At 71.1% G+C, this 25,231-nt stretch carries 23 protein-coding genes and 1 riboswitch; of the genes, 11 read left to right on the top strand and 12 right to left on the bottom strand.

Going from position 1 to position 25,231, the window contains the following annotated elements; translation table 11 throughout:
* Nucleotides 1-7 precede the first annotated feature (7 nt).
* Nucleotides 8-511 carry a GNAT family N-acetyltransferase gene (locus AB0O11_RS25375; protein ID WP_363391270.1) on the bottom strand — a complete coding sequence of 168 codons (504 nt, stop codon included), beginning with the start codon at nucleotides 509-511 and terminating at the stop codon, nucleotides 8-10.
* Nucleotides 512-821: 310 nt separating this feature from the next.
* Between AB0O11_RS25375 and AB0O11_RS25370 the strand changes: the two genes are divergently transcribed.
* The 5 genes from AB0O11_RS25370 to AB0O11_RS25350 all read left to right on the top strand — a co-directional run bounded on the left by AB0O11_RS25370 (nucleotide 822) and on the right by AB0O11_RS25350 (nucleotide 7,065).
* Nucleotides 822-2,099 carry an extracellular solute-binding protein gene (locus AB0O11_RS25370; RefSeq protein ID WP_363391267.1) on the top strand — a complete coding sequence of 426 codons (1,278 nt, stop codon included), beginning with the start codon at nucleotides 822-824 and terminating at the stop codon, nucleotides 2,097-2,099.
* Nucleotides 2,100-2,307: 208 nt separating this feature from the next.
* The gene (locus AB0O11_RS25365) at nucleotides 2,308-3,309 is read left to right on the top strand and encodes a sugar ABC transporter permease (RefSeq protein ID WP_363391265.1); all 1,002 of its coding nucleotides are present in this window, start codon (nucleotides 2,308-2,310) and stop codon (nucleotides 3,307-3,309) included.
* Nucleotides 3,310-3,349: 40 nt separating this feature from the next.
* Nucleotides 3,350-4,249: a carbohydrate ABC transporter permease gene (locus AB0O11_RS25360; RefSeq protein ID WP_363391263.1), complete on the top strand. Its 900-nt coding sequence runs from the start codon at nucleotides 3,350-3,352 to the stop codon at nucleotides 4,247-4,249.
* 73 nt (nucleotides 4,250-4,322) lie between these two features.
* Nucleotides 4,323-6,020, top strand: coding sequence for a glycoside hydrolase family 13 protein (locus AB0O11_RS25355; RefSeq protein WP_363391260.1), 1,698 nt, complete (start codon nucleotides 4,323-4,325; stop codon nucleotides 6,018-6,020).
* A gap of 25 nt (nucleotides 6,021-6,045) precedes the next feature.
* Entirely contained in the window at nucleotides 6,046-7,065 is a 1,020-nt protein-coding gene (locus tag AB0O11_RS25350; protein ID WP_363391257.1) for a LacI family DNA-binding transcriptional regulator, read from the top strand.
* Nucleotides 7,066-7,165: 100 nt separating this feature from the next.
* Here AB0O11_RS25350 and AB0O11_RS25345 read toward each other — a convergent pair whose 3' ends face one another.
* The 3 genes from AB0O11_RS25345 to AB0O11_RS25335 form a co-directional block, all read right to left on the bottom strand.
* Nucleotides 7,166-7,366, bottom strand: a complete 201-nt coding sequence (locus AB0O11_RS25345) for a hypothetical protein (protein ID WP_360338684.1) — start codon at nucleotides 7,364-7,366, stop codon at nucleotides 7,166-7,168.
* A 287-nt stretch (nucleotides 7,367-7,653) separates the two neighbouring features.
* Nucleotides 7,654-9,033, bottom strand: a complete 1,380-nt coding sequence (locus AB0O11_RS25340; RefSeq protein ID WP_363391253.1) for a transglycosylase family protein — start codon at nucleotides 9,031-9,033, stop codon at nucleotides 7,654-7,656.
* Nucleotides 9,020-9,184: riboswitch (cyclic di-AMP (ydaO/yuaA leader) on the bottom strand. It overlaps the preceding gene by 14 nt.
* 462 nt (nucleotides 9,185-9,646) lie before the next feature.
* Nucleotides 9,647-10,606: a hypothetical protein gene (locus AB0O11_RS25335; protein WP_363391250.1), complete on the bottom strand. Its 960-nt coding sequence runs from the start codon at nucleotides 10,604-10,606 to the stop codon at nucleotides 9,647-9,649.
* Nucleotides 10,607-11,165: 559 nt separating this feature from the next.
* Here AB0O11_RS25335 and AB0O11_RS25330 point away from each other — a divergent pair.
* Nucleotides 11,166-11,429 (top strand): DUF397 domain-containing protein, encoded by a 264-nt coding sequence (locus tag AB0O11_RS25330; RefSeq protein WP_097235176.1) that lies wholly within the window; start codon nucleotides 11,166-11,168, stop codon nucleotides 11,427-11,429.
* Nucleotides 11,430-11,816: 387 nt separating this feature from the next.
* On the opposite strand, the gene AB0O11_RS25325 is transcribed toward AB0O11_RS25330, so the two are convergent.
* Entirely contained in the window at nucleotides 11,817-12,392 is a 576-nt protein-coding gene (locus tag AB0O11_RS25325; RefSeq protein WP_363391247.1) for an ATP-binding protein, read from the bottom strand.
* A gap of 418 nt (nucleotides 12,393-12,810) precedes the next feature.
* Here AB0O11_RS25325 and AB0O11_RS25320 point away from each other — a divergent pair, with 418 nt between their 5' ends.
* Complete coding sequence (locus AB0O11_RS25320) at nucleotides 12,811-13,677, top strand: helix-turn-helix transcriptional regulator (RefSeq protein WP_363391244.1); 867 nt, start codon at nucleotides 12,811-12,813, stop codon at nucleotides 13,675-13,677.
* Nucleotides 13,678-13,756: 79 nt separating this feature from the next.
* Here AB0O11_RS25320 and AB0O11_RS25315 read toward each other — a convergent pair whose 3' ends face one another.
* Together AB0O11_RS25315 and AB0O11_RS25310 are read right to left on the bottom strand one after the other, a co-directional pair.
* The gene (locus AB0O11_RS25315) at nucleotides 13,757-14,362 is read right to left on the bottom strand and encodes a TetR family transcriptional regulator (RefSeq protein WP_363391241.1); all 606 of its coding nucleotides are present in this window, start codon (nucleotides 14,360-14,362) and stop codon (nucleotides 13,757-13,759) included.
* Nucleotides 14,363-14,590: 228 nt separating this feature from the next.
* Nucleotides 14,591-16,105, bottom strand: a complete 1,515-nt coding sequence (locus AB0O11_RS25310) for an MFS transporter (RefSeq protein WP_363391238.1) — start codon at nucleotides 16,103-16,105, stop codon at nucleotides 14,591-14,593.
* Between the two features lie 87 nt (nucleotides 16,106-16,192).
* Between AB0O11_RS25310 and AB0O11_RS25305 the strand changes: the two genes are divergently transcribed.
* Nucleotides 16,193-16,627, top strand: coding sequence for a MarR family transcriptional regulator (locus tag AB0O11_RS25305; RefSeq protein WP_363391236.1), 435 nt, complete (start codon nucleotides 16,193-16,195; stop codon nucleotides 16,625-16,627).
* A 41-nt stretch (nucleotides 16,628-16,668) separates the two neighbouring features.
* On the opposite strand, the gene AB0O11_RS25300 is transcribed toward AB0O11_RS25305, so the two are convergent.
* The 5 genes from AB0O11_RS25300 to AB0O11_RS25280 all read right to left on the bottom strand — a co-directional run bounded on the left by AB0O11_RS25300 (nucleotide 16,669) and on the right by AB0O11_RS25280 (nucleotide 21,233).
* Entirely contained in the window at nucleotides 16,669-17,616 is a 948-nt protein-coding gene (locus tag AB0O11_RS25300; RefSeq protein WP_363391233.1) for a M56 family metallopeptidase, read from the bottom strand.
* Between the two features lie 175 nt (nucleotides 17,617-17,791).
* Entirely contained in the window at nucleotides 17,792-18,346 is a 555-nt protein-coding gene (locus tag AB0O11_RS25295) for a DUF5134 domain-containing protein (protein ID WP_363391231.1), read from the bottom strand.
* 294 nt (nucleotides 18,347-18,640) lie between these two features.
* Complete coding sequence (locus AB0O11_RS25290) at nucleotides 18,641-19,399, bottom strand: amino acid ABC transporter ATP-binding protein (RefSeq protein ID WP_363391229.1); 759 nt, start codon at nucleotides 19,397-19,399, stop codon at nucleotides 18,641-18,643.
* Entirely contained in the window at nucleotides 19,396-20,271 is an 876-nt protein-coding gene (locus AB0O11_RS25285) for an amino acid ABC transporter permease (protein ID WP_363391461.1), read from the bottom strand. The genes AB0O11_RS25290 and AB0O11_RS25285 overlap by 4 nt, the downstream gene beginning before the upstream one ends.
* Nucleotides 20,272-20,345: 74 nt before the next feature.
* Complete coding sequence (locus AB0O11_RS25280) at nucleotides 20,346-21,233, bottom strand: ABC transporter substrate-binding protein (protein WP_363391227.1); 888 nt, start codon at nucleotides 21,231-21,233, stop codon at nucleotides 20,346-20,348.
* A 527-nt stretch (nucleotides 21,234-21,760) separates the two neighbouring features.
* Here AB0O11_RS25280 and AB0O11_RS25275 point away from each other — a divergent pair.
* The 3 genes from AB0O11_RS25275 to AB0O11_RS25265 are packed head-to-tail and all read left to right on the top strand — an operon-like array spanning nucleotide 21,761 to nucleotide 24,989.
* Complete coding sequence (locus AB0O11_RS25275) at nucleotides 21,761-23,161, top strand: DUF6421 family protein (protein WP_363391224.1); 1,401 nt, start codon at nucleotides 21,761-21,763, stop codon at nucleotides 23,159-23,161.
* On the top strand, nucleotides 23,158-23,916 hold the full coding sequence (locus AB0O11_RS25270) for an SDR family NAD(P)-dependent oxidoreductase (RefSeq protein ID WP_363391221.1): 759 nt from the start codon (nucleotides 23,158-23,160) through the stop codon (nucleotides 23,914-23,916). Before AB0O11_RS25275 ends, AB0O11_RS25270 begins: the two co-directional genes overlap by 4 nt.
* Nucleotides 23,913-24,989: a low specificity L-threonine aldolase gene (locus AB0O11_RS25265; RefSeq protein ID WP_363391458.1), complete on the top strand. Its 1,077-nt coding sequence runs from the start codon at nucleotides 23,913-23,915 to the stop codon at nucleotides 24,987-24,989. Before AB0O11_RS25270 ends, AB0O11_RS25265 begins: the two co-directional genes overlap by 4 nt.
* Nucleotides 24,990-25,231: the final 242 nt, after the last annotated feature.

The raw sequence follows: 25,231 nt of genomic DNA, 5'->3' as shown, positions 1-25,231 counted from the left end.
GGGCGGCCTACGGCCGCAGGTCGCGGCGCATGCAGAGCCGTGGCCAGCGGTCCAGGCCGTGCTCGGCCTCCTTGCGGCGGATCTCACGCAGGCCGGGGGTGAGTTCCTCCCCGGCGAGCGGGCGGAAGCCGCAGCGGGCGTAGTAGGGGGCGTTCCAGGGGACCTCGGCGAAGGTGGTGAGGGTGAGCGCGGGGGCGTCGGCGGTGTCGGCGAGGTGCTCGATCAGCGCCCGGCCGACGCCGCGGCGGGCGTGGTCGGGGTGCACGGAGACCTGCTCGATGTGCAGCGCGCCGTCCACCGGCTCGGCCAGCAGGTAGGCGGCGACGGTGCCGTCGGAGGCCTCGGCGACCAGGGCCACGCCCTGCTCCAGGTAGTGCGCCAGCTCCTCCGGCGCCGGGGGCTCGTCCTCGGCGATCTCCTGCATGCCGATCGCGGCGAAGGGTGCGCCGGCGGCCCGCTCCAGCTCGGCGAGCAGTGGAAGTTCGTCCCTGGTGACGGATCTGATTCGCATGCGCCCAGTCTGCTGCAGTCCGATTTCGGCCACGCACGGTGGTTTCGTCAGCCAGCTCGCGGAGGGGTGAATCGGACGAACCTGGGCAATCTGCGCCGCTGTCAGCTACCGTGCGGCAACGTCCAGGACACGCGGGCGTAACGATCGCCGTTTCTTGCAGAAACTTGCTGCAAGGACTTTCCGTCGCTCTTACGCCGCTGTTAACTTCCTTCCCGAGCCCGACGGCAGCAACGGTGCGGTCGGCACGAGGCAGCCATTATGCGCCTGTCTCCGAACATCTCGGGCACCCCCACCCTCCCAAGGAGTTCTCATGCGGCGTGGCATCGCGGCCTCTGCCCTCGTTGTGGCCCTCGCGGTCTCGATGGCTGCCTGTGGCAGCAGCGGCTCCAGCTCTGACGGCAAGGCCGACGGTCCGGTCACCCTCACGTACTGGGACACGTCGAACGCCACCAACGAGGCGCCGAACTACCAGGAGCTCGTCAAGAAGTTCGAGGCTGCGAACCCGAACGTCAAGGTCGACTTCGTCAACGTGCCGTTCGACCAGGCGCAGAACAAGCTCCAGACCGCCATGGGGGCCAAGGGCGCTCCGGACGTGTTCCGCTCCGAGGTCGGCTGGACCGCCGCCTTCGCCAAGGCCGGCTACCTGGAGCCGCTGGACGGCACCCCGGCCGCCGCCGACACCTCCGCCTTCCAGCCGAGCCTGATCCAGCAGGCCAAGTACGAGGGCAAGCTGTACGGCGTTCCGCTGGTGACCGACACCCTCGGCCTGCTCTACAACAAGGAGCTGTTCGCCAAGGCCGGCATCACCGAGGCGCCGAAGACCTGGGACGAGCTGAAGACCGACGCCGCCGCCGTCAAGGAGAAGGCCGGCGTGGACGGCTTCTGGCTGAAGGCCGCGGACGGCTACTACGCGCTGCCGTTCCTGTTCGGCGAGGGCACCGACACCGTCGACGCCGCCGGCAAGAAGATCACCATCACCTCGCCGGAGGCCGTCAAGGCCGTCGAGACCTACAAGACGATGTTCACCTCGCCCGGCACCGCCAAGGCCGACGTCACCACCGACGCCTACGCGCACATGATGGACGCCTTCAACAGCGGCAAGGTCGCGGCGATCATCCAGGGCCCCTGGGAGATCACCAACATCTACAAGGGTTCGGCCTTCGCCGACAAGAACAACCTCGGCATCGCCGCCGTCCCGGGCGGCTCCGCCGGCAAGGGCGGCGCCCCCACCGGTGGCCACAACATCTCCGTCTACGCCGGTGCGGACAAGGCCCACAAGGCCGCCGCGGAGAAGTTCGCCGCCTTCATGACCTCGGCCGAGAGCCAGGCGTTCATCGCGCAGAAGAACGCCACGCTGCCCACCCGCTCCGACGCCTTCACCGCCGACGTCAAGGCCGACCCGGGCATCGCCGGCTTCCAGGCCGTGCTGAGCAGCGCCAAGCCGCGCCCCGAACTGCCCGAGTACAGCTCGCTGCTCACCTCGCTGAACACCAACCTGGGCAAGGTCGTCCAGGGCACCGGCACCCAGGACGCGCTGAACACCGTCGCCACCGACTACGCCAAGCTCCTGCCGGGCTTCGCCAAGTAGTCCCTGCGCCCGGCCCGCCGGCTGACGGATGACAGCTGACGAGTGGCGGCGAACAGATGGCAGCGAACGGATGACAGAGAACAGATTTCATCATCTGTCAGTCGTCAGTTGTTCGCCGTCTGCTGTTCGCTGCCGCCCGTCACCTGTCGTCCCCCGGTGGGCCGGGCCGTCGGCTCCCCCGAGAATTCCCCCCGAGAAGGTGCAAACGATGTCAGTCGCCGTGCAGGGCGCCACCGGCAAGGGCAGCCGGGAGCGCGAGCAGCGTCCGGGCCTGCTGGAACGCGTCAAGCGCTCCTACGCCAAGCACTGGTACGCCTACGCGATGATCGCCCCGGTCGTGCTGGTGCTCGGCGTGCTGGTGCTCTACCCGCTCGCCGAGGGCATCTGGCTCACCCTCACCGACGCCAACAGCCTCAACGTGGCCCGCAAGATCGGCGTCAACGAGATCCCGGCGAGCTACGAGTTCGTCGGCTTCCACAACTACGCCGACATCCTGTGGGGCCCCGGCTCGTACGACCGCTTCTGGTCGCACTTCGTCTGGACCATCGTGTGGACGGCGGTCTGCGTCTTCCTGCACTACACCCTCGGCCTCGGCCTCGCGCTGCTGCTCAACCAGAAACTGCGCGGCCGCGCCGCCTACCGGATGCTGCTCATCCTGCCCTGGGCCGTACCGACCTTCGTCACCGTTTTCTCCTGGCGCCTGATGCTCGCCGACGGCGGCGTCGTCAACAGCTTCCTCTCCTTCCTGCACCTGCCCGAGCCGGGCTGGCTCACCGAGCCGTGGGCGCAGAAGGCGGCCGCGATCATGGTGAACACCTGGGCCGGCGTGCCGTTCATGATGATCTCGCTGCTCGGCGGCCTCCAGTCGATCCCGGCCGAGCTGTACGAGGCCGCCGAGATGGACGGTGCCAACGCCTGGCAGCGCTTCCGGTACGTCACCCTGCCCGGGCTGCGCTCCGTCTCCTCCACGGTCGTGCTGCTCGGCGTGATCTGGACGTTCAACCAGTTCAACGTCATCTTCCTGCTGTTCGGCACCGGCGCCCCCGACGCCCAGCTGCTGGTCACCTGGGCGTACCGGCTCGGCTTCGGCCAGATCCCCCGGGACTACGCGCAGTCCGCCGCCTACGGCGTGATCCTGCTGTCCATCCTGATCGTCTTCACCGCCTTCTACCGGCGCTGGCTTGCCCGCAACGAGCAGGCCAACGGCTGAGGCCCCGGACCCAGTTGACCCACGAAGGCAGGTAACCCCGATGAGCACCACCACCGAACTCCCGGCCCGCGCGGCGGCCCCGGCCGCCCGGCCCGCCAAGGTCCGCCGCCGCGGCGAGCGCAGCCCGATGGCCCGGGCGCTGTCCCACGGCACCCTGATCCTGGCCGGCCTGATCGCGCTGTTCCCGGTCGCGTGGATCCTGTTCGTCTCGCTCGGCCCGGACAAGACCGACTACCTCCACCCCGGCGAGATCCTCGGCAAGCTGACGCTGTCGAACTACCAGCACGTGCTGTCCGACACCGACTTCTTCACCTGGTTCGGCAACGCCCTGCTGGTCTCCGGCATCACCACCGTGTTCGGCGTGCTGCTCGCCGCCACCACCGGCTACGCCGTCTCCCGGATGAAGTTCCCCGGGCACAAGCCGCTGATGTGGTCGCTGCTGGTCACCCAGATGTTCCCGATCGCGGTGCTGATCGTGCCGATGTACACGATGCTCTCCGAACTCGGCCTGCTGGACAGCTACACCGGCCTGATCCTGGTCTACTCGACCACCACCGTGCCGTACTGCGCCTGGCTGCTGAAGGGCTACTTCGACACCATCCCGGTGGAGATCGACGAGGCCGGCCGGGTCGACGGGCTCAGCCCGTTCGGCACCTTCTGGCGGCTGGTGCTGCCGCTCGCCCGCCCGGGCCTGGCGGTGGCGGCCTTCTACTCCTTCCTCACCTACTGGGCCGAGGTGCCGTTCGCCTCCACCTTCATGCTCAGCTCCGACAAGTACACGTTGGCCGTGGGCCTCCAGACCTTCGTCAGCGAGCACGACGCCCAGTGGAACCTGATGGCCGCGACCGCGGTGCTGATCGCGATCCCGTCCGCGGCCTTCTTCTACCTGGTGCAGCGCCACCTGGTCACCGGCCTGACCGCCGGTGCCTCCAAGTCGTAACGCGCCGCCACCTCGTCACGCGCCTCCACGCCCCAGCGCCTTCCGCTCCTCTAGTCCCCAAGGGATACCGTCCATGACCCAGAACCTGGCCGACACCTCCCGGCCTGCCGCCGACACCGCTCACGAGGCGAACGTCGGCGCGTCCAGAGGCTGGTGGCGGGACGCGGTCATCTACCAGGTGTACCCGCGCAGCTTCGCCGACTCCAACGGCGACGGCATGGGTGACCTGCCCGGCATCCGCAGCCGTCTGCCCTACCTGCGCGACCTCGGCGTGGACGCGGTCTGGCTCTCGCCGTTCTACGCCTCGCCGCAGGCGGACGCCGGCTACGACGTCGCCGACTACCGCGCCGTGGACCCGATGTTCGGCACCCTGCTGGACGCCGACGCCCTCATCCGGGACGCCCACGACCTGGGCCTGCGGATCATCGTCGACCTCGTCCCCAACCACTCCTCGGACCAGCACGAGTGGTTCCAGCGCGCCCTGCGCGAGGGCCCCGGCTCCCCGCTGCGCGACCGCTACCACTTCTGCCCCGGCAAGGGTGAGCAGGGCGAACTGCCGCCCAACGACTGGGAGTCCATCTTCGGCGGCCCGGCCTGGACCCGCACCGAGAACCCGGACGGCACCCCCGGCGACTGGTACCTGCACCTGTTCGCCCCGGAGCAGCCCGACTTCAACTGGGAGAACCCGGCGGTCGCCGACGAGTTCCGTTCGATCCTGCGGTTCTGGCTCGACATGGGCGTGGACGGCTTCCGCATCGACGTTGCCCACGGCCTGGTCAAGGCCCCCGGCCTGCCCGACCTCGGAGGCGCCGACCAGCTCAAGCTGCTCGGCAACGACGTCATGCCGTTCTTCGACCAGGACGGCGTGCACGAGATCTACCGCAGCTGGCGCAAGATCCTCGACGAGTACCCGGGGCAGCGGATCGGCGTCGCCGAGGCCTGGACCCCGACCGTCCAGCGCACCGCCAACTACGTCCGCCCCGACGAGCTGCACCAGGCCTTCAACTTCCAGTACCTGGGCACCGATTGGGAGGCCACCGCGCTGCGCGAGGTGATCGACCTCTCGCTCGACTCGATGCGCCCGGTCGACGCCCCCACCACCTGGGTGCTGTCCAACCACGATGTCACCCGGCACGCCACCCGGTTCGCCAACGAGCCCGGCCTCGGCACCCAGATCCGCACTCCCGGCGACCGCGAACTCGGCCTGCGCCGCGCCCGCGCCGCCACCCTGCTGATGCTCGCGCTGCCCGGCTCGGCGTACGTCTACCAGGGCGAGGAACTCGGCCTGCCGGACGTCACCGACCTGCCCGACGAGGTCCGCCAGGACCCGTCCTTCTTCCGCCAGGCGGGTCAGGACGGCTACCGCGACGGCTGCCGCGTCCCGATCCCGTGGTCCGGCACCGAGGCCCCGTACGGCTTCGGACCGGTGGCCGGCGGGCCGTCCTGGCTGCCGCAGCCGACCGAGTGGGCCGAGCTGAGCGTCGAGGCGCAGACCGGGGACCCGACCTCCACCCTGGAGCTCTACCGCAGTGCGCTGGCCGTCCGCCGGGCGCAGTCCGACCTCGGCGCCGGCACCGGCGTCGAGTGGCTGGAGAGCCCCGAGGGCACCCTGGCGTTCCGTCGCGGCGCCTTCGTCTGCACCGTGAACACCACCGGCGAGCCGGTGCGGATCGCGGCCCCGGGCACGCTGTTGCTGGCCTCGGCGGACCTCGTGGTGGACGGCGGCGAGACGGTGCTCGCCCCGGACAGCACCGGCTGGTGGGCGGTCTGACGTGGTTGGAATAGGCTCTGGGACCGTGACTACGGCGCGACTCTCAGACATCGCGGCGCAGGCGGGGGTCAGTGAAGCCACCGTCTCCCGCGTGCTCAACGGCAAGGCGAACGTTTCCGCCGCCACCCGGCAGACCGTGCTGGCGGCGCTCGACGTGCTCGGGTACGAGCGGCCGACCCGCCTTCGCCAGCGCAGCGCCGGGCTGATCGGACTGATCACGCCGGAGCTGAGCAACCCGATCTTCCCCGCGCTGGCCCAGGTGATCGAGCAGGTGCTCAGCCGGCACGGCTACACCCCGGTGCTGTGCACCCAGACGCCGGGCGGGTCCACCGAGGACGAACTGGTGGAGATGCTGGTGGACCGGGGCGTGGCGGGCATCGTCTTCGTCTCCGGGCTGCACGCCGACAGCACCGCCGACCACGACCGCTACGCCCGGCTGGCCGGGCGCGGGGTGCCGTTCGTGCTGATCAACGGCTACAGCGAGAAGATCGACGCGCCGTTCATCTCGCCGGACGACCGGGCCGCGATGTGGATGGCCGTCCAGCACCTGGCCGAGCTCGGGCACGAGCGGATCGGGCTGGCCGTCGGTCAGCGCCGGTACGTGCCGGTGCTGCGCAAGATCGAGGGCTTCACGGCGGCGATGTGCGAGGTGCTCGGACGCACCCGGGAGGAGGCCGAGAACCTCGTCCACCACACGCTGTTCAGCGTGGAGGGCGGGCACGCGGCGGCCGGCGCGCTGCTCGACAAGGGCTGCACGGCGATCGTCTGCGGGAGCGACATGATGGCGCTCGGGGCGATCCGGGCGGTGCGGCAGCGCGGGCTGTCGGTGCCGCAGGACGTGTCGGTGGTCGGCTTCGACGACTCGCCGCTGATCGCCTTCACCGAGCCGCCGTTGACCACGATCCGCCAGCCGGTCGAGGCGATGGCCACGACGGCGGTGGACGCGTTGCTGGAGGAGGTCGGCGGAAACGCGGCCCAGCGCGGCGAGTTCATGTTCCAGCCGGAGCTGGTGATGCGCGGGTCCACCGGGGCCTGCGCACGCTGAGCCCCGGCTGCCACGGCCTAACGAACGGGCCCCGGAGGGCGGTTGCTCTCCGGGGCCCGTTCGGCGTGCGCGCGGTCGGCCGTCGCGGGCCGTCCGGCGGTCAGCCCTCCTGGGTGGTGGGGCGGTCGACGGTCAGACGGTGTCCGTCGGCGGCCTCGCCGGTACGGGTTTCGGTGCGGCGGCCGCGGGCCAGGTAGTCGCGCAGGACCAGTTCGACGGCGTCCTGGGGGTTCTTGGTACCGGAGAGCATCATCGCGTCGATCGCGAGGTTCGCGTCGAGGGTGACGGTGACCTGGGCCATGTGACTCCTCCTCGGGTGCAGAGCAGCAGCATGCCCGTTGGGGCGGGGATTCACCACGGGATATGGCGGAACCGCCGGAGGGGGCCCCGGGACCGTCGGCGGGAACGCCGGAACCCCCGGGGAGGAGCGACCAGACTCTCCCCGGGGGTGGTGGGCGGTCAGTGTTCGGATGACGACCTGCGGGCAACAGATGACAGATGTTGAAATCTGTTACCTGTTATCTGCTGTTCGTCATCCGTCGGCTGTCACCGGCTGTCACCGGCAGCCCGCAGGCCGTTGCTCCGTCCTCAGACCCGGCCGGCGAAGTCCGGGGCCCAGTTGGCGATGCTCTGCTTGCGGACGCCCGAGCTCGGGTTGGCGGCCTCGACGTACTTGCCGTTGCCGACGTAGATCGCGACGTGGTAGACGCCGGAGTCCTTGCCGTTGTTGGACCAGAAGAGCAGGTCGCCGGGCTGGAGGCTGTCCAGCGAGACGTGGGTGCTGGCGGCGGCCTGGTCGGCGGCGACGCGCGGGATGGAGATGCCCGCGGCGCGCAGCGCGGCCTGGGTCAGACCGGAGCAGTCCCAGCCGCCGTTGCCGGTGCCGCCGTAGACGTACGCCTGACCGACCTTCGACTCGGCGAAGGAGACCGCGGCGGCCATGCCGCCGGTGGCGGCGGGGGTCTGGGCCTGGGCCTGGGTCTGGGTCTGCGGAGCGGGCTTGGCGGCCGGAGCCGGAGCCGGGGCCTGGGTCTGCGCGGTCGGCCGGACGTTCACTGCACCGCCGTTCGCGGACTGGCCGGGCTTCTGCGAGCGGTCGAACCAGGTGAAGTCCGAGCCGGTGGTGGAGGACTGGTCGGCCCGGGCCTGGCCGTTGCCGCCGAGGGACAGGTGCTGGCCCGGGTAGATGGTGTCCGGGCCCTCGGTCAGGGTGCCGCGGTTCAGCTCGTACAGCCGCTGCCAGCCGCCCTGCACGTTGTGCTGGTCGGCGATCGAGGACAGCCAGTCGCCCTCGACCACGGTGTAGTCCCCGCCCTGGGCCTGCTGCTGGCGCTTCTGGACCCAGTCGCTCCGGCTGCCGGAGGCGGCGGAGCCGGTGGTGGCCTGCGCGTTGTCCTGGGCAGGCGCGGCAGGCGCGGCGGGCGCGGCGGGCTTGGCGGCCGGGGCCTGGGGCTGCGCGGGCTTGGCGGTGGGCTTCGCGGCCGGAGCGGCGGGCTTGACGTTCTGCTGGGCGGGCTTGGCGGCGGACGAACCGGCGGTGGAGCCCGCCGAGGTGTCGACCGACGCGGCGGCGCCGCCCTTGGTGAGGCCCGCCTGGACGGAGCAGACCGGCCAGGCGCCGGGGCCCTGCGAGGCGAGGACCTTCTCGGCGACGGCGATCTGCTGGTCCTTGGTGGCCAGGTCGGCGCGCGCCGCGTAGGTGGTGCCGCCGAAGGCGGACCAGGTGCTGGAGGTGAACTGGAGGCCGCCGTAGAAGCCGTTGCCGGTGTTGATGCTCCAGTTGCCGCCGCTCTCGCACTGGGCGACCTTGTCCCAGGTGGCGACGGAGGCGGCGGAGGCGGTGCCGGAGGTGAGGCAGGGGACGGTGAGGCCGACGCCCGCGACGCCGAGGGCGGCGATCACGCGGTGGGTGCGGCTGGACGGACGAGTGCCGTTGGTGGGCAGCATGAAGACGCGGTCCTCTCCCACGCCTGCGAGGTGAGCTGTCGGATTCGGGCTGGAGTTGCCCGGCCGCGCGGTGGGCGCGGCTTCACCCCTAGCCCTGGACCGTTCCGGAGACCGGTCCGGGGCGACTTACCTGTGGGTCCCCCGCTCCTGCCGTGGTGTGCGTTTTCGCGATGCCAGGACATCCGACGGCAGGACTCGGCGTTGCGGATGAACCGGGTTCGTGTGGTTACGAACGGGGAGCACGTTAATCAGACTTAAGTTCAAACTGCAAATGACTGTGACGTGCATCACGGTTTATTGGGAACTGCCAAAATTGCAGCTAATCATGATCGTAAATGATCGTTTTCAGGCAATGCCATTGCGGAAATCGACAACTGGCTTCGCCTCAGGAGGAGTGTGACGGCGCGTCGAATTGCGGAACGGTGCACTCGGGAGAGTGGGGGAGTGGCCGCGATTCGCGCGCGCGGACAGGCGATCCCCATTTCCTTTCAAATGGCGCCAGAACGGACATTCCATCTCATTGCCGTTCGACTCCCCCGTACGGGACGCGCGTGGCAGGAGGGGTAGAGCGAAGGGTCCGGAACGCAAGCCGTTCCGGACCCTTCGGTGCGCGCGAACCGGCGCGCGGTGTCGACTACTGCCCGGCGGTCCCCCCGGCGGCCGCGTGGGCGCCGCGAGAGCCCTCCACGGCCCCCTCGGCCTCGGCGGCGGCCGCCGCCTCCGCCTCGGCCCGCGCCAGGTCCTCCGGGGACGGCGCGGGCAGTGCGGCCAGGTAGGTGGAGGCGATCAGCTGGCCGACCGACGGGTACGCGCCCAGCGGCGCGGCCGACGGGCAGCCGGTCTCCTCGGCGGCGGTGGCGAGCAGCTCGGAGTCCGCCTCCGGACCGATCACCAGCGGGGCCAGCGCCGGGCGCTGCGAGCCGGTGTCCTTGAGGTGGTTGACGGCCGCGGCCACCGAGCCGGGCACGTCGAGCGCGGCGGCGACGACCGGCACGGCCAGCCGGGCGGCCAGCAGCACGCCGGTGATGCCGGCCGCGGCGGCCGCGTCCTCGCCGCCGACGGTGGTCAGCACCACGCCGTCCGCGGCGGTCGCGATGGCGAACAGCCGGGCGCGGTCGGCCCGGGCCAGCCCGGCCTCGGACAGCCGGACGTGCACGGCCTCGGCCAGCAGCGGGTGCGGGCCCAGCGGGTCGGTGACGGGCGCGCCGTACTCGGCGGCGATCGCGTGAAGCTCGGTCAGGAAGCTGTGCGGGCCGGGGACCAGCGGCACCAGGACGGGCATCGGCAGCCCGGCCTCGGCGGCCAGGGTCAGCAGCTCGGACACGGTGCGGTCCTCGCCGTCGGGGCCCTCGGTGCCGCCGGCGGCGAGGTAGCCGACCGCGGTCTGGACGCCGTTCTGCTCGGTGCGGACGATCGAGAGCAGCTCCTCGACGACCGAACGGGACTCGGGCCCGGCGGTCGCGGGCACGGCGAGCACCAGGGCCGGGGCGCCGGCCGGGATCTCGGGGCGCTCGGGACGACGGTGGCGCCCCCGCGCACGGGAGCCTGGAGTGCGGACGGGCAGTGGCGCGCCCGGGATGGCTGCGGTGCTCATGCCGGAGATCGTAGGACATCGGCCCGTCCGGCTTGCAGTCGGCTGCCGTTCGGGTTTCGCGTGGCCGCCGCGCGGACTCGGTGCGTCTCCGGCGCCGGTCCGGGCGTATTGCCTACAATCCGGACATTCCTCACCCAACCCCCTGGCGGTCGCCGGTGGTTGCCTCGACGTGATCCGAGGGGTCGGGCGTTGCATCTGCGGTGCGTGAGATGTCTCACAGCATGGGGGCGGCTTGACGGAGGGTCACGGGGGTGCGACTCCCGGCATTCGAAGATCAACATTTAGCGGGGAGGCGCTCACGGCCGGTTATCGCGAGCCCGGTGATTCCATCGGCTATGTCCGTTTACGTACCGTCAGGAGAAGGGCCCGTGAAGAGTTCGGGGCTGCGGATAAAAGGCCTCGTGCACCTGCAACGTCCCGTGCTGATGCACGTGCACTGCGGCTATCATCGCGTCAAGTGAGGCGTTGTGCCGGACCGGTACGGGGCCGGTCCGTTCGTTCGGCGGTGCCGGGGGGCGCCGCGCTGGACGACAACTCCGGAGCTCTTCGGGAGATTTCTATGCACGACTCGCAGGACACGCACGGCTCGTACGACACCTACAACGGGATGGCCGCCGCCGATCTTCAGGGGGTGGTCTGGCAGAAGAGCCGGCACAGCAACTCCCAGGGCAACTGTGTCGAGTTCGCGGCCCTGCCGGGCGGCGATGTGGCGATGCGCAACTCGCGGTTCCCGGACGGTCCGGCCCTCATCTACACCCGGGCCGAGATCGCCGCCCTGCTGCTCGGGGCGAAGGACGGGGAGTTCGACCACCTGGCGGTCTGACCGGCCGCCGTGCTCCACCATCGGGGGGCCGTCGTGGGTGCCGACACCACGACGGCCTTTGTCTTTGTCTCCTGAGGATGCCTCTCGTCCGGATGCCTTTCCACCGGATGCTTCTCCTCCGGCGGCCACTTTCCCGGACACCTCTTTCCCGGACACCTCTTTTCCGGACACCTCTTTTCCGGACACCTCTTTTCCGGAGACCTCCTCCGGTCCGGATCCGCCCGGCCGCCCTGAGCCGCTCGCGGGTCCGAGGCGCCGGGAGGCCTCGGCGGGGCCTGGTGGAAGGGCCCGGGGTGTGGTCCTCCCGGGGCTGCCCTCGGCCGGCCGCGCGCCGTGTGGCGCAGGGTCCGTGCTGGGCGCGGGGCCCGTCCTGGCACCGTTGCAGTACTAGGCCGAGCGCCGATGCCGCCCGCCGACGTCGACGGGGCCGTCGAGCGGTGAGCGGCCGCGGAGTTCGGGGTGTCCGTCCAGCGGGGAGCCGCCGACCGCCTCCGCCTCGAACATCGCCCAGACCACCTTGCCGGTGCCCAGCGGATTCCAGCCCCAGGAGCGGCTGAACGACTCCACCAGGTGCAGCCCGCGGCCCGATTCGGCGACGAAGTCGGCCTCCCGGGCGACCGGACCGATGCTGCTCGGATCGCTCACCGCGCAGACCACCTGGGGTGCGCGGTGCACCAGGCTTATTCGGATCGGGAGCCGGCCGTCCGCGGTCGGCTGTATGGGAAAGTCGTACTCGCCCCGGGCGCCGCCCGACGGGTCGGGCCGTGCGCCGATCGCATGCCGGAGCGCGTTGGTCACGAGTTCCGAGGCCACCAGCGCGACGTCGTCGAACAGCTCCGTCAGGCCCCAGCGCTGGAGCGTGGTCCGAGCGAAGTCGCGTGCGGTTCTGACGGCTTCGAAGCGAGGAGCGAGCGTGCAGGTGACCACATGGGGGTCAACCGCCAAGGCCGTACCGGTGCTCATGAAGAGCTCCTCCCATAAGGGGGCGGACACGGCTGGACCCGCCGGGGTCATGCCGGTCACCTCCGACTCGCTCGGCCGCTCGGCCGCCCCCTCGACCAGGCGCGCGCGCACTCGAACGCCCGATGGCGCGGGGGACGCCGTCGGGTCGGTGCACGGAGTCGCGCGTGGGGTCGACGCGGAGCCCGCGGGATTGCCAGGGATGTGCAGGTGCACGTGCACCATGGTGGTGTGCGCTCACTGCAGATGCAAGAGTCGATTCACGTGCAGTCGCACTATTGGCATATGCAAGCGCCGGATGCACGTGCATCCTGGTGCATGGAGTGCAGAACTGATAGGAACATCCGTCAGTATCGGCACCGTGAGCGCTCAACTGATGGCAGACTGTGCGCTGTTTGCCCTAGGTGGAGGTTTCGACCGCATGACCACAGTTCAGCCGGGCGGCGGCTCGATGGTCCGCCGGATCCTCCTCGGCTCGCAGCTGCGCCGCCTGCGCGAGGCGCGCGGCATCACCCGCGAGGACGCGGGCTACGCGATCCGGGCTTCCGAGTCCAAGATCAGCCGCATGGAACTCGGCCGCGTCAGCTTCAAGGAGCGCGACGTCGCCGACCTGCTCAGCCTGTACGGCGTGGACGACGGGACGGAGCGGGAAGCCCTGCTCGGCCTGGTCCGCGAGGCCAACAAGTCCGGCTGGTGGCACAGCTTCAACGACGTGCTGCCGGGTTGGTTCCAGACCTACGTCGGCCTGGAGGAGGCCGCCCAGCTGATCCGCACGTACGAGGTGCAGTTCATCCCCGGGCTGCTCCAGTCCGAGGAGTACGCACGGGCGGTTTTCGGCCAAAGTCGGCCGGTCATCAGCGAGGAGGAGGTCGAGCGGCGGGTCAGCCTCCGGCTGCGCCGCCAGAAGCTGCTGGCCGAGGGCGCCAGCCCGCGCCTGTGGGCGGTCATCGACGAGGCCGCGCTGCGCCGGCCGGTCGGCGGGCCCAAGGTGATGCGCGGCCAGGTGCAGTACCTGATCGACGTCGCCGAGCAGGCCAACGTGGTCATCCAGGTCATGCCGTTCCGGTTCGGCGCGCACGCGGGCGAGTCCGGGGCATTCACGATCCTGCGCTTCCCGGAGCAGGACCTCGCGGACGTGGTCTACCTGGAGCAGCTCACCAGCGCGCTCTACCTGGACAAGCGCGACGACGTCGACGCCTACATCCAGGTCATGGAGCGGCTCTGTGTCGACAGCCTCACGCCGGAACGCACGATAGACCTGCTCGCCTCGATCCTGAAGGAACGCTGAGCCGCTGCCGCCCGGGGCCTGTGAGCACCCTCCCTCGCGAGGCCCCCCGGCAGCCGGTCACCAGGCCGCCCACCCGCCGTCAGCCGCGGGCCGGCGGCCGTTCGCGTTCCGGCGGGGACGGCTGCGGCGGGTGGCCCAGTTCCCACTCCAGGTCGTAACGGCGGAAGAGGTCGGCCCGGATCGGCGCCAGCGGGATCTCGGCGCCCGGCAGCAGCACTCCGATGCAGCCGCCCATCAGCGCACTGCGCAGCACCGCGTGCTCGGCGACCGGGTCGGGTGCGCCCCAGTCCCGCAGCAGCCCCTGGAGGATGGCGCTGAGCTGCTGCTGCTCCGGGTCCTGGACGAAGGCGCCGGTGTCCGGGTCGAGGATCAGCGCCAGGTGCGAGCGCATCACCCGCGGGTGGTCCATCGCCAGGCCGAGCACGGTGTCGATCGCCCGGGCCAGCCGGGCGTCGGGGGATGAGCCGGGTGCCAGTTCCGCCAGCGCGTCGGACAGCGACTGGTGCATCATCCGGTGCGTCGCGGACTGCATGAGCAGCCGTTTGCCGTCGAAGTAGTACGAGAGCAGCCCGCGGGCGAGCCCGGCCCGTTCGGCGATGTCCGTCAGTGTGGTGCCCGCGTAACCGCGCTGGTCAACCAGCTCGACGGTGGCCCGCATGATGCGCTGGCGAGAGCGTTGCCGCATCTCCTCATTGACCGAATCCGCGCGAGGTGCCATCGTGTCTGCTCCGAACGTTCGTTGGCTCTGAGCCAATATACTTGCGGAGCCGACAGCCACCCGAGGAACCGCGTCCCGGCGGACGCTGCCCGGGCGGCCGCCACGAAGACGGCCGGCTCCACCAACACGGGGGTTTGGTGGAGCCGGCGCCATTGCCCGACGGCCCGGAGGCCGGCCGCAGGCGGAGTCGGAGGGTCAGCGCTCGGTCAGGACTTCGGTCCGGGTCGCTGTCGACCCGGCTGTCGGATAGTCGTAATCCGGCACGGACACGGGAGTTGCCCTACGGCGTCGGTCCACCAGGGCGCCCGCACCTGCGACCACCAGACCGACCAGGGCGACCACGGTGACGAACAGCAGCGCCGGCCGGTAGCCGTCCAGCTGGGCCTGCGGACTGTCGCCGCCCGCACTGCCGGCCGTGATCATCGCGGTCGCTCCGGCCAGCACCACCGCGGTGCCGACCTGGATGGCGGTGTTCACCAGGCCCGAGGCCAGACCCTGCTCCTCGTCGGCCACGCCGTCGGTGGCGGCGATGTTCACCGAGGGGAAGGCGAACGCGAAACCCACGCCGAGCAGCAGCATCGAGGGGAGCACCAGGCCCGGGTACGAGCTGTGCTCGTCCAGCCGCAGGAACAGCGCGAAGGCGGCGACCAGCGAGACCAGGCCGATCGGCAGCAGCCGCGCGGTGCCGAAGCGGTCCACGATCGGGCCCATGAAGGGCGCCGAGAGCGCGATGAGGGCCGCGGCCGGGAGCAGCCCGAGGGCCATCTCCAGGGCCGACCAGCCGAGCAGGTGCTGGAGGTAGAGGGTGACCACGAACTGGAACCCGCCGTACGCGCCGGTCATCGCGAAGGCCACCACGTTGGCCCGGGCGACCGAGCCGTTGCGGAAGATGCCGAGCCGGACCAGCGGGTGCGCGGTGCGGCTCTCCACCCGCAGGAAGGCGGCGGCCAGCCCGGCGACGACGAGCAGCGAGCCGAGGGTGCGCAGGCTCAGCCAGCCGGCGCCCTGGGCCTCGGTGACGGTGAAGACCAGCAGCAGCACGGTCGCGGTGCCGGTGATCGCGCCCAGCACGTCGTAGCCGCCCTTGGCACGCTCCTCGACCGGCCGGGGGAGCAGTCGGAGGGCGAAGACCAGGGCGAGCAGCGCGACCGGGACGGGCATCAGGAAGGTCCAGCGCCAGCCGACCTCGGTGAGCAGGCCGCTGAGCACCAGGCCGAGCGAGAAGCCGCTGGCAGCGCAGGTGGTGTAGATCGACAGTGCGCGGTTGCGGGCCGGGCCCTCCGCGAAGGTCGTGGTGATGATGGACAGGCCGGCCGGGGCGGTGAAGGCGGCGCTGACGCCCTTGAGGAAGCGGGCCGCGATCAGCAGGCCGCCGTCGTCGACCAGGCCGCCGGCCAGCGAGGCGGCGGCGAAGACGCCCAGGGCCACCAGGAACACCCGGCGGCGGCCGAGCAGGTCCGCGGCGCGGCCGCCGAGCAGCAGCAGGCCGCCGTAGCCGAGCACATAGCCGGAGACCACCCACTGGAGGGTGGCGGTGGACAGGTGCAGGTCGGAGCCGATGGACGGGAGGGCGACGCCCACCATGGAGACGTCCAGGGCGTCCAGGAACATGGCGGCGCAGAGCACGATGAGGGTGCCCCAGAGGCGGGGATTCCAGTGCAGCCCGCTGGTTGACGGGGCGTCGGGTGGCGTGGCGGTCGCGGTGGTCATGGGGAGGACAGTACATGCACATGCATTCAATGCAAGTGAATTAGATGTGAACGCAATAATTGTTGATGCACGTGCTAGGGTGGCGGCGTGGCTGAACTCGACTCCCCGGCGGAGGCCGGTCTCGTCGCGCAGTGGCGCGAGCTGCTGGCCCGGCATGCCGCCGCGGCCTGCATGCTCGACCGCGAGCTGGGCGACCGGTACGGGCTGGGCATGAGCGAGTTCGAGGTGCTGGAGCGCCTCGTGGAGGAGTGCGGGGGCGGCGGCGGGCATGCGGTCCGGGTGAGCGACCTGGCCCACACCGTCCACCTGAGCCAGAGCGCGCTGTCCCGGCTGATCGCCCGACTGGAGAAGGCCGGACTGGTCACCCGGGCGATGTGCGAGAGCGACCGGCGGGGCATCCTGCTCACCCTCACCGATGCCGGCCGGGAGCGCTACGAGCAGGCCAGGCCGCTCCACCGCGAGGTGCTGGAGCTGACCCTCGGTGACGGGCTCGACCCGGGCTGCGGAGCGCCTGGGGACTGACGGTCGGTCGAAGACGCCCGCGGTGTGCTGCGGGGTCGGCCTCAGAGCAGCGAGTGCAGCCCCGGCGCGGCGGCCAGCAGGACGACCACGGCGGGCGCGGCGAGCGCCGCGACGGTCAGTCGCAGCCGGTGCGGGACGGAGAGCCGCGGACGGCCCGCGAGCAGCCGGTCCACCCGCTTCGGCGACTGCGCCAGGCCGGGCGGACAGGAGCCGAACACCCCACGGTCCAGGTTGAGTTCGGCCAGTGCGAGGGCGGTGGTGTGCCGGCCGTGCCGACGGGCGGCCCGGTCGTCGGCGGCCAGCTCGACCAGCTCCGCCACCTGGTCCCGGAAGGCGCTGAACACGCCGACGCCGGGGAATCCGGAAGCGAGCGCCTGGGAGAACTGCTGGAGCCAGTGGTGCCGGGCCCGGACGTGGCCGCGCTCATGGCTCAGCACGGCGGCCAGCTCCCGGTCGGTCAGTTGCTGGAGGGCGCCGGTGGTGACCACCAGCCGGGAGTTCGGCCCGGGCAGCGACCACGCCTCCGGGCGGACGTTCTCCAGCACCACCAGCCGCTCCCGGCGGCTCCGGGCGGTCTCGATGGTGTCAGGCAACTCCGGTGCGCGGGTCGCCAGTTGGGCGTGCCGGCGATCACGCAGCGCCTTGGCCGTGCGGACCTCCCGGGTGAGCGCCAGCACCGTCTGCACCCCGCCCGCGGCCAGCACCGCGGCGCACAGCCGGCCCCAGCCCTCGGCCTCCTGGAGGGCGTACGCCGCCTCCACGCCGTGCGGTGCGCCCGCGAACACCAGCGTGCGCAGCTCCGGCAGGGCGGCGGAGGCCGCCAGCACCAGGCTCAGCGCGCAGCAGAGCAGTACGGCCACCACCAGGCACTGCCACACCAGCAGTGCCAGCACCGGTTCGCGCTCCGCCCAGCGGGCCCGGGCCAGCAGCCGGGGCACGACGGTCGAGAGCAGCAGGCCGAGCAGCAGAAGGCCGATCAGGGCAGGCATCGATGGGCTCCCCGAGTACGCACGGAACGCGACAACGCGCTCCCTGCCAACCTATGCGCTGGCGACGCCCGGTGGAACGGCTTTCGACCGGCCAGTGACCAACGCCACGCCCAGGTGGGGGTCTTGGGGTGCCGGGCGTGGGCAGCTCGCACGGTCGCTGCGCGGTCAACGGTCGTCACATGGTCAGGAGCATGGCGAACATGCCGATGCCCATGGTGAGTCGGCAGGCCTGCGGCAGCCCGGCGGTGCCGACCGCGAGGGTGCCCGCCGGAGTGCGCAGCAGCCGCCTGCCGGCCCAGAGGGTGTACCCGCCGAAGTAGAGGAGGAGCACCCCGGTCAGCACCGGAAGGCCCAGGGTGGCGGACTGGTGGTGCTCGTGGCCGGAGGCGACCGTCATGGCGATGGCCATGTACGTCATGGCGAGCGAGCCGACCGCGTGGTGCAGCCGGTGCGCCCTCCCGGTCGGGGCGTGGGCGGCGGCGAACAGGAAGGCGGCGGCAGGGAGGCCGAAGAGTCCGGCCCAGACGGCGGCCGGGACGGTGGTGCCGGTGACGGCCATCGCGGCCATGCCGAGGCCCATCAGGGCCTCGGCGGCGTCGGACTCACGGGCGAGCGGTCGGTGCGTGCCGTCCGGGGTGCAGGGGGAGCGGCGCAGCCGGACCAGGCAGGAGGTGCCGACGCCGGCGGCGAGGAGGGCGAGGAGCCAGTTGACCAGGGCGGGTCCGTGCAACGGCGGCCTCCCGGGGCGGTGGGGCGCCGGGGCGGCGGACAGGCGACAACGGACAGTGGTCAGCGAACAGATGATGAAATCTGTCCGCTGTTATCTGTCATCCGTCAGCTGTCGTCTGTTCGCCACCCCCGTGCGCGGCGACGGACGTCCGGTCCACGATCACCGCACTCGGCCGGGCACGGCCAGGGCGCGTACAGGGGCGCATGGTGGCGCCCGTCGTTGCGAAAGCCCTGGTCGCGCACCTGGTCGCACGCCCCGGTCGCACGCGGTCACCCACTGCGCCGGCGAGGGTGCTCAGCCCTGGAGTCGCCCCGAGGCGACCACCCGGCTGAGGAACTGCCGGGTCCGCTCCTCCTGCGGATCGCCGAAAACCTGCTCGGGCGGTCCCTGTTCGAGCACCACGCCGCCGTCCAGGAAGCAGACCCGGTCGGCGACCTCACGGGCGAAGCCCATCTCGTGGGTGGAGAGGACCATCGTCATCCCCTGCTCCTTGAGGTCCCGCACGACCGACAGCACCTCGCCGACCAGCACCGGGTCGAGCGCCGCGGTGATCTCGTCCAGGAGCAGCAGCCGCGGCCCGGTGGCCAGTGCGCGCACGATGGCGACCCGCTGCTGCTGCCCGCCGGAGAGCCGGTCCGGGTACTCCTTCGCCTTGGCCGCCAGCCCGAGCCGGTCGAGCAGTTCCAGCGCCCGCGACTCCGCCTCGGCCCGGGCGACCCGGTGCACCCGGCGCGGTGCGAGCGTGACGTTCTCCAGCACCGTCAGGTGAGGGAACAGGTTGTACGACTGGAACACCACGCCGATCCGGCGCCGCACGGCGTCCTCGTCCGCGCGCGGATCGGTGATCTCCTCGCCGTCCAGGAAGATCGCCCCGTCGTCGATCCCCTCCAGCAGGTTGACGCAGCGCATCAGCGTGGACTTGCCGGAGCCGGACGCCCCGATCAGCGCCGTCACCGAGTGCTCGGCCACGGTGAGGTCCACGTCGCGCAGCACCACCTGGCCGCCGAAGGTCTTGCGCACCGACTCCAGCCGGAGCACCTCGTTCGACGTCACACCGCACCTCCCTGGAGCTGGCGGCGGTTCATCCGGCTGGTCAGCCAGTCGGCGAACCGGGTCAGCGGAATGGTCAGCACGATGAACACCAGCCCCGCCACCAGGTACGGCGTGAAGTTGAAGGACCTGGCCGCGATGATCTTCGCCGCGTACACCGCGTCGATCGCGCCGCCGATCGAGACCAGCCCGGTGTCCTTCTGAAGGCTCACCAGGTTGTTGAGCAGCGGCGGCACCACCCGGCGGACGGCCTGCGGCAGCACCACGTACCGCATCGCCTGCGCGTTGGTCAGCCCCAGCGACCGGGCCGCGGCCCGCTGACTCGGGTGCACCGACTCGATGCCGGAGCGGAACACCTCCGACACGTACGCCGAGTACGTCAGCACCAGCGCCGCTCCGCCCAGCAGCAGCGGATCGGTGGTCACCCCGGTCAGCCGCAGCGCCGGCACCCCGGTGATCATCACCAGCAGGCAGATGATCATCGGCAGCCCGAGGAAGAAGTCCACGTACGCGGTGGCGAGCAGCCGCACCGGCAGAAAGACCGGCCCGCGCAGCGTCCGCAGCACCGCCAGCAGCAGCCCGAACAGCAGGATCAACGCCCCGCAGCCGAGCATCAGCTCCAGGTTCAGCCGCAGCCCCTTCAGCACCTCGGGCAGCGCCTGGCGGGCGTAGTCGAGGTTGAAGAAGGTCCGCCGAGTCACCTCCCAGCCGGGGGAGTTGACGACCAGCAGGTAGAGCACGATCGCCGTCGTCAGGGTCGACGCGGTGGCGATCAGCGCCGAGCGGCGGGCCCGGGCCCGCCGGTACGCCTCGCGCGCCAGCCGCCGCTCGGACGGGCGGTAGTCGTCCTCCGCGGCAGGCGCCCCGGTCCGCACCGCCGGTGCCTTGGCGAGCTCCACCGCCGCGGTGTCCGCCGCCTCCCCGCTCAGCCCGGGGCCCAGGTCAGCGCTCACTTCAGCACCGGTGCCGAGACGGCGTCGGAGAGCCACTGCTTCTCCAGCTTCGCCAGTGTGCCGTCGGTGCGCAGCGCGTCCACCGCCTGCGAGACGCAGCCGGTCAGCTTGGAGCCCTTGTCCAGCACCAGGCCGAACTGCTCGGCCTTCGCGGCCGTCTCGAACTGGCCGACCACCTGGGCCTCCGGCACCTCGGCGCCGGTGATGTAGAAGGCGGTCGGCAGGTCCACCACCAGGGCCTCGATCTGGCCGTTCTTCAGCGCGGCCTTGGCCAGGTCGTTGGAGTCGAAGACGGCCGGCCGGGTGTTCGGCTTGATGGTGTCGGTGATGGTCTCCAGGCTCGTGGTGCCGACCTGCGCGCCGAGCTTGGTGTCCTTGAGGTCGGCGATGCTCTTGGCGCCCGCCGCCTTGGAGTTCTTCAGTGCGATGACGGTCTGGCGCACGTCGTAGTAGCCGGAGGAGAAGTCCACCGCCTGCTTGCGTTCATCGCTGATGGACACCTGGTTGATGTCGAAGTCGAAGTCCTTGGCGCCCGGCGAGGTCGCCTTGTTGAACGGCGCGACCACCCAGCTGACCTTCTCCTTCGGGTAGCCCAGCTTCTCCGCGACCGCGTAGGCCACGGCGGACTCGAAGCCCTTGCCGTTCTCCGGCTTGTCGTCGGAGAACCACGGGTCGTACGCGGGCTTGTCGGTGCCGACGGTCAGGGTTCCGGCGGTACGCGTGGCCAGTGCCCCCGGCGCGCAGCCCGCGGCCGACCCGGCCGAGCCCGAGGCACCGGAGGCGGCGTCGGACTTCGAGTCCTGCGGCGCGCAGGCGGTCAGCACGGCCGCGGCGGCGACCAGCGCGGCGATGGGCAGGACGGCGGACGGCTTGCGGAGGGTCATGACGGGGCTCCAGGGAAGGACCGGGCGGGACGGGAACAACGAGGGGCACGGGAGGGCGCGACGGGCGGCCCGCATCCCGGCGGGTCACTTCCCCCCGGTGGCGGCGCCGGAACACACGCGGCATGGTCGGCGTACGGGCCCGTGTCCGCGGCGCCCCCCGAGCCGGATCGGCAGCAGCCTGGTCGGCGGCAACCGGTCAACAACAGCGGCGACAGCGGCAGCAGAGGCCGCGCGCGCGACAGCGACGGCAGACGTGCCGACGGGAGGGCACCCGGAACGGGCTGTCGTGGCGTTCGGCCACCGTGATCACCGCCGGGAGCATGCGGGGAGGTTCGCATCAGAACAGCGCATCTGTCCAGAACATCCAGATCACTGTCCACATGCCGGACAACCCGTCTCCCGCCGAAGGTTTCGGCACGGTAGCGGGGGTGCGCCGGAGTTTTGCCGGTCTGGGCCCCCTTGAACGGGAGAACCTTTCGTACTTATGGTGTCCCCGTTGAAATAACTCCTGTCGAAGTGAGTCCACGATGCAGAATCTTTCGCCAAGGCTCGCTGTGGCGGCCGACGCCCCGGTCTCGACCCTCGCCGGCCACCCGGCCTGGCTGCGCCTGAAGGAGGCCGTCGAGTCGCTGCGCCCGCTCCAGTCGAAGGACGGCTCGATCGACCTGGCCGCCGTCCAGCGGCACACGGTCGACCCGCTGGTCGCCACCGTCCGCGCCGCCGTCCAGGAGCTCGCTCCGAACTTCCCGCACGACGCCGCCTACCTGGCCGCCGTCGACGCGGACCTCGCCAAGTGGGCCGACACCGGCTACCGCGAGCCCGACTTCCTGGACTCGCTGCTCGCCTTCCAGCCCGCCGACCAGCGCGAGGACGGGCTGGAGCACCTGGTCGTCTTCCCGATGTACACCCAGAACGGGAACCCGAACCGCAACCTGGAAGCCGTTCTGCTGCGCGTCGTGTGGCCCGACTGGCTGGCGGAGCTGGAGCGCACCCGCTTCGACAACCCGATGTTCGTGCCGATCACCTTCACGGACTTCACCGCCGGATACGACACCAACTCGGCCGTGCTCTTCCCCGAGACGGTCGCCGTGCGCAAGGCGCCGGAACGTTTCACCTGGGGCGGCATCTTCTGCGACCGCGAGGCCGCCCGCTTCCGCGCCGTCTCCACCAGCGCCGTCCAGCAGCTCGGCCTGGAGATCCCGGCCGACGCCGAGGGCCTGCTCCAGGACCAGCAGCGCGCGCAGGAGACCTTCGTCCTGTGGGACCTGATCCACGACCGCACCCACAGCCACGGTGACCTGCCGTTCGACCCCTTCATGATCAAGCAGCGCAGCCCGTTCTGGATGTACGGCCTGGAGGAGCTCCGCTGCGACCTCACCACCTTCAAGGAGGCGGTGCAGCTGGAGACCGAGGGCAACCCGCACGCCCGCGACGTCCAGTACGCGGTCCTCTTCGACCGCCTGTTCCGCTTCCCGGTCTCCGGCGACCGGGTGCGCAACTACGACGGCATGGGCGGCCAGCTGCTCTTCGCCTACCTGCACAAGCACGACGCGCTGCGCTGGCGCGACAACCGCCTCACCATCGACTGGGAGCGCGCCCCGCAGGTCACCAACGCGCTCTGCGCCGAGATCGAGACCCTCTACCGCGACGGCATCGACCGGCCGAAGTCGGCCCACTGGATCGCCGCCTACGAGCTGGTCTCCCGCTACCTCACCCCGCACCCGGCCTCCACCTGGGCAAAGGGTTCCGAGGCCCTGCCGCTCGACATCACCGACGGCAAGGCCCTCAACAAGGCCCTGTGCGACGCCGTGCTCCCGGACGAGTTCCCGCTGAGCATGTTCTACGAGGCCCTCAACAAGAAGCTGAGCGGCGTCATCGCCGCCACCGCCGGCATCACCGGCGCCGGGATCCAGGGAGCCGCCGCGTGACCACCTCCACCAACGCCCCGCTCGCCGGCAAGGTCATCGCCGTCGCCGGAGCCAGCGGCCCGGCCGGCCGCGCCGTGCTGCGCCGCCTCACCGCTGACGGCGCCACCGTGATCGGCGCCGACATCGACGCCCAGCGGCTGGAGTCCGCCCTGGACGCCACCCGGGTGGCCGTCCGCGGAGCCAAGGTCAGCGGCCAGGTGATCGACCTGCTCGACCCGCAGGAGGTCCACGACTGGGCCGACCACCTGGAGTCCGAGCACGGTCACGTCGACGGCCTGTTCCACCTGGTCGGTGGCTGGCGCGGCAGCAAGACCTTCTTCGACACCCGGCTGGACGACTGGGACTTCCTGCACGACACCGTCGTGCGCACCCTCCAGCACACCTCGCTGGCCTTCCAGCCCGCGCTGGTCCGCAGCACCGCCGGCCGTTACGCCATGATCTCCGCCGCGGCCGCGCACAAGCCCACCGCCGGCGGCGCCGCCTACGCGGCCGCCAAGGCCGCCACCGAGGCGTGGACCCTCGCCATGGCCGACTCCTTCAAGAAGGAGACCACCGACCCCGAGGGCGAGCCCACCGCGGCAGCTGCGATCCTGGTCATCAAGGCGCTGGTCAGCCCCGAAATGCGGGCCGAGAAGCCGGAGGCGAAGTTCGCCGGCTTCACCGACACCGCCGACCTCGCCGGACACCTGGCGGGCCTCTGGGACCGCCCCGCAGCAGAACTGAACGGACAGCACCTGTGGCTGACAGCCCGATGACCGACCTCACCCGTACGGACGCGGTACGGCGGCACGACCCCGCCGTCCGCGGCTTCGCCAGCGACAACTACGCCGGCGTGCACCCGGAGGTCCTCGCCGCGATAGCCGTCGCCAACGGCGGTCACCAGATCGCCTACGGCGAGGACGACTACACGGCCCACCTCCAGGACGTCTTCCGCCGCCACTTCGGCGAGAAGGCCGAGGCCTACCCCGTCTTCAACGGCACCGGCGCCAACGTGGTCGCCCTCCAGTCGCTGCTCCCGCGCTGGGGCGCGGTGGTCTGCGCCGAGACGGCCCACATCCACGTGGACGAGGGCGGCGCGCCGGAGAAGATGGGCGGTATCAAGCTGCTCACCGTCCCCACCCCGGACGGCAAGCTCACGCCCGAACTGCTCGACCAGCAGGCCTGGGGCTTCGGCGACGAGCACCGCGCGCAGCCGCTCGCGGTCTCCATCACCCAGAGCACCGAGCTCGGCACCCTCTACACCGCCGACGAGATCCGCGCGATCACCGAGCACGCCCACCAGCTGGGCATGCTCGTCCACGTGGACGGCTCCCGCCTGGCCAACGCCGCCGCCTCGCTCGGCCAGCCGCTGCGCGCCTTCACCACCGATGTGGGCGTCGACGTGCTCTCCTTCGGCGGGACGAAGAACGGCCTGCTGTTCGGCGAGGTCGTGGTGGTGCTCAACCCGGAGCGGGTGCGCAACATCAAGTACCTGCGCAAGACCTCGATGCAGCTCGCCTCGAAGATGCGCTTCGTCTCGGTCCAGTTCGAGGCGCTGCTCTCCGGTGACCTCTACCTGCGCAACGCCGGCCACGCCAACGCGATGGCCAGCCGCCTGGAGGCCGCGGTCCGGAAGATCGACGGCGTCGAGGTGGTCCGCCCGGTCCAGGCGAACGCGGTGTTCGCGATCCTCCCGCGCGAGGTGAGCGAGCGACTCCAGAAGCGCTACCGCTTCTACTTCTGGAACGAGCACACCGGTGAGGTCCGCTGGATGTGTGCCTTCGACACCACGGAGGCCGACATCGACGCCTTCGCGGCGGCCATCGCCGAGGAGATGGGCCGCGCCTGACGGTGCTCGAACAACGGATCGTCCCGTCCTGCGACCCGCAGGGCGGGACGATTTGCATGTGGCGGGCCGGTCCCCGTACAGTTCCGGAGTCGCCGCGGGAGACCGGGACGGCAAAGCGGAAAGCGAATCCGATGAATGAAACTCCGATAAACGGAGCGGAAAGCGTCTGATAAGCTGGAAACACGAAAGAACGAAGCCCGGAGGGTCCGCTGGAAGGCGGTCCGAAGGAAGCGTCCGTTCCT

It is taken from the genome of Kitasatospora sp. NPDC093102, assembly GCF_040683915.1.
GTDB lineage: Bacteria > Actinomycetota > Actinomycetes > Streptomycetales > Streptomycetaceae > Kitasatospora.
The sequence above is the reverse complement of the archived record's forward strand: the minus strand, read 5'-3'. Positions and strand labels throughout refer to the sequence as shown.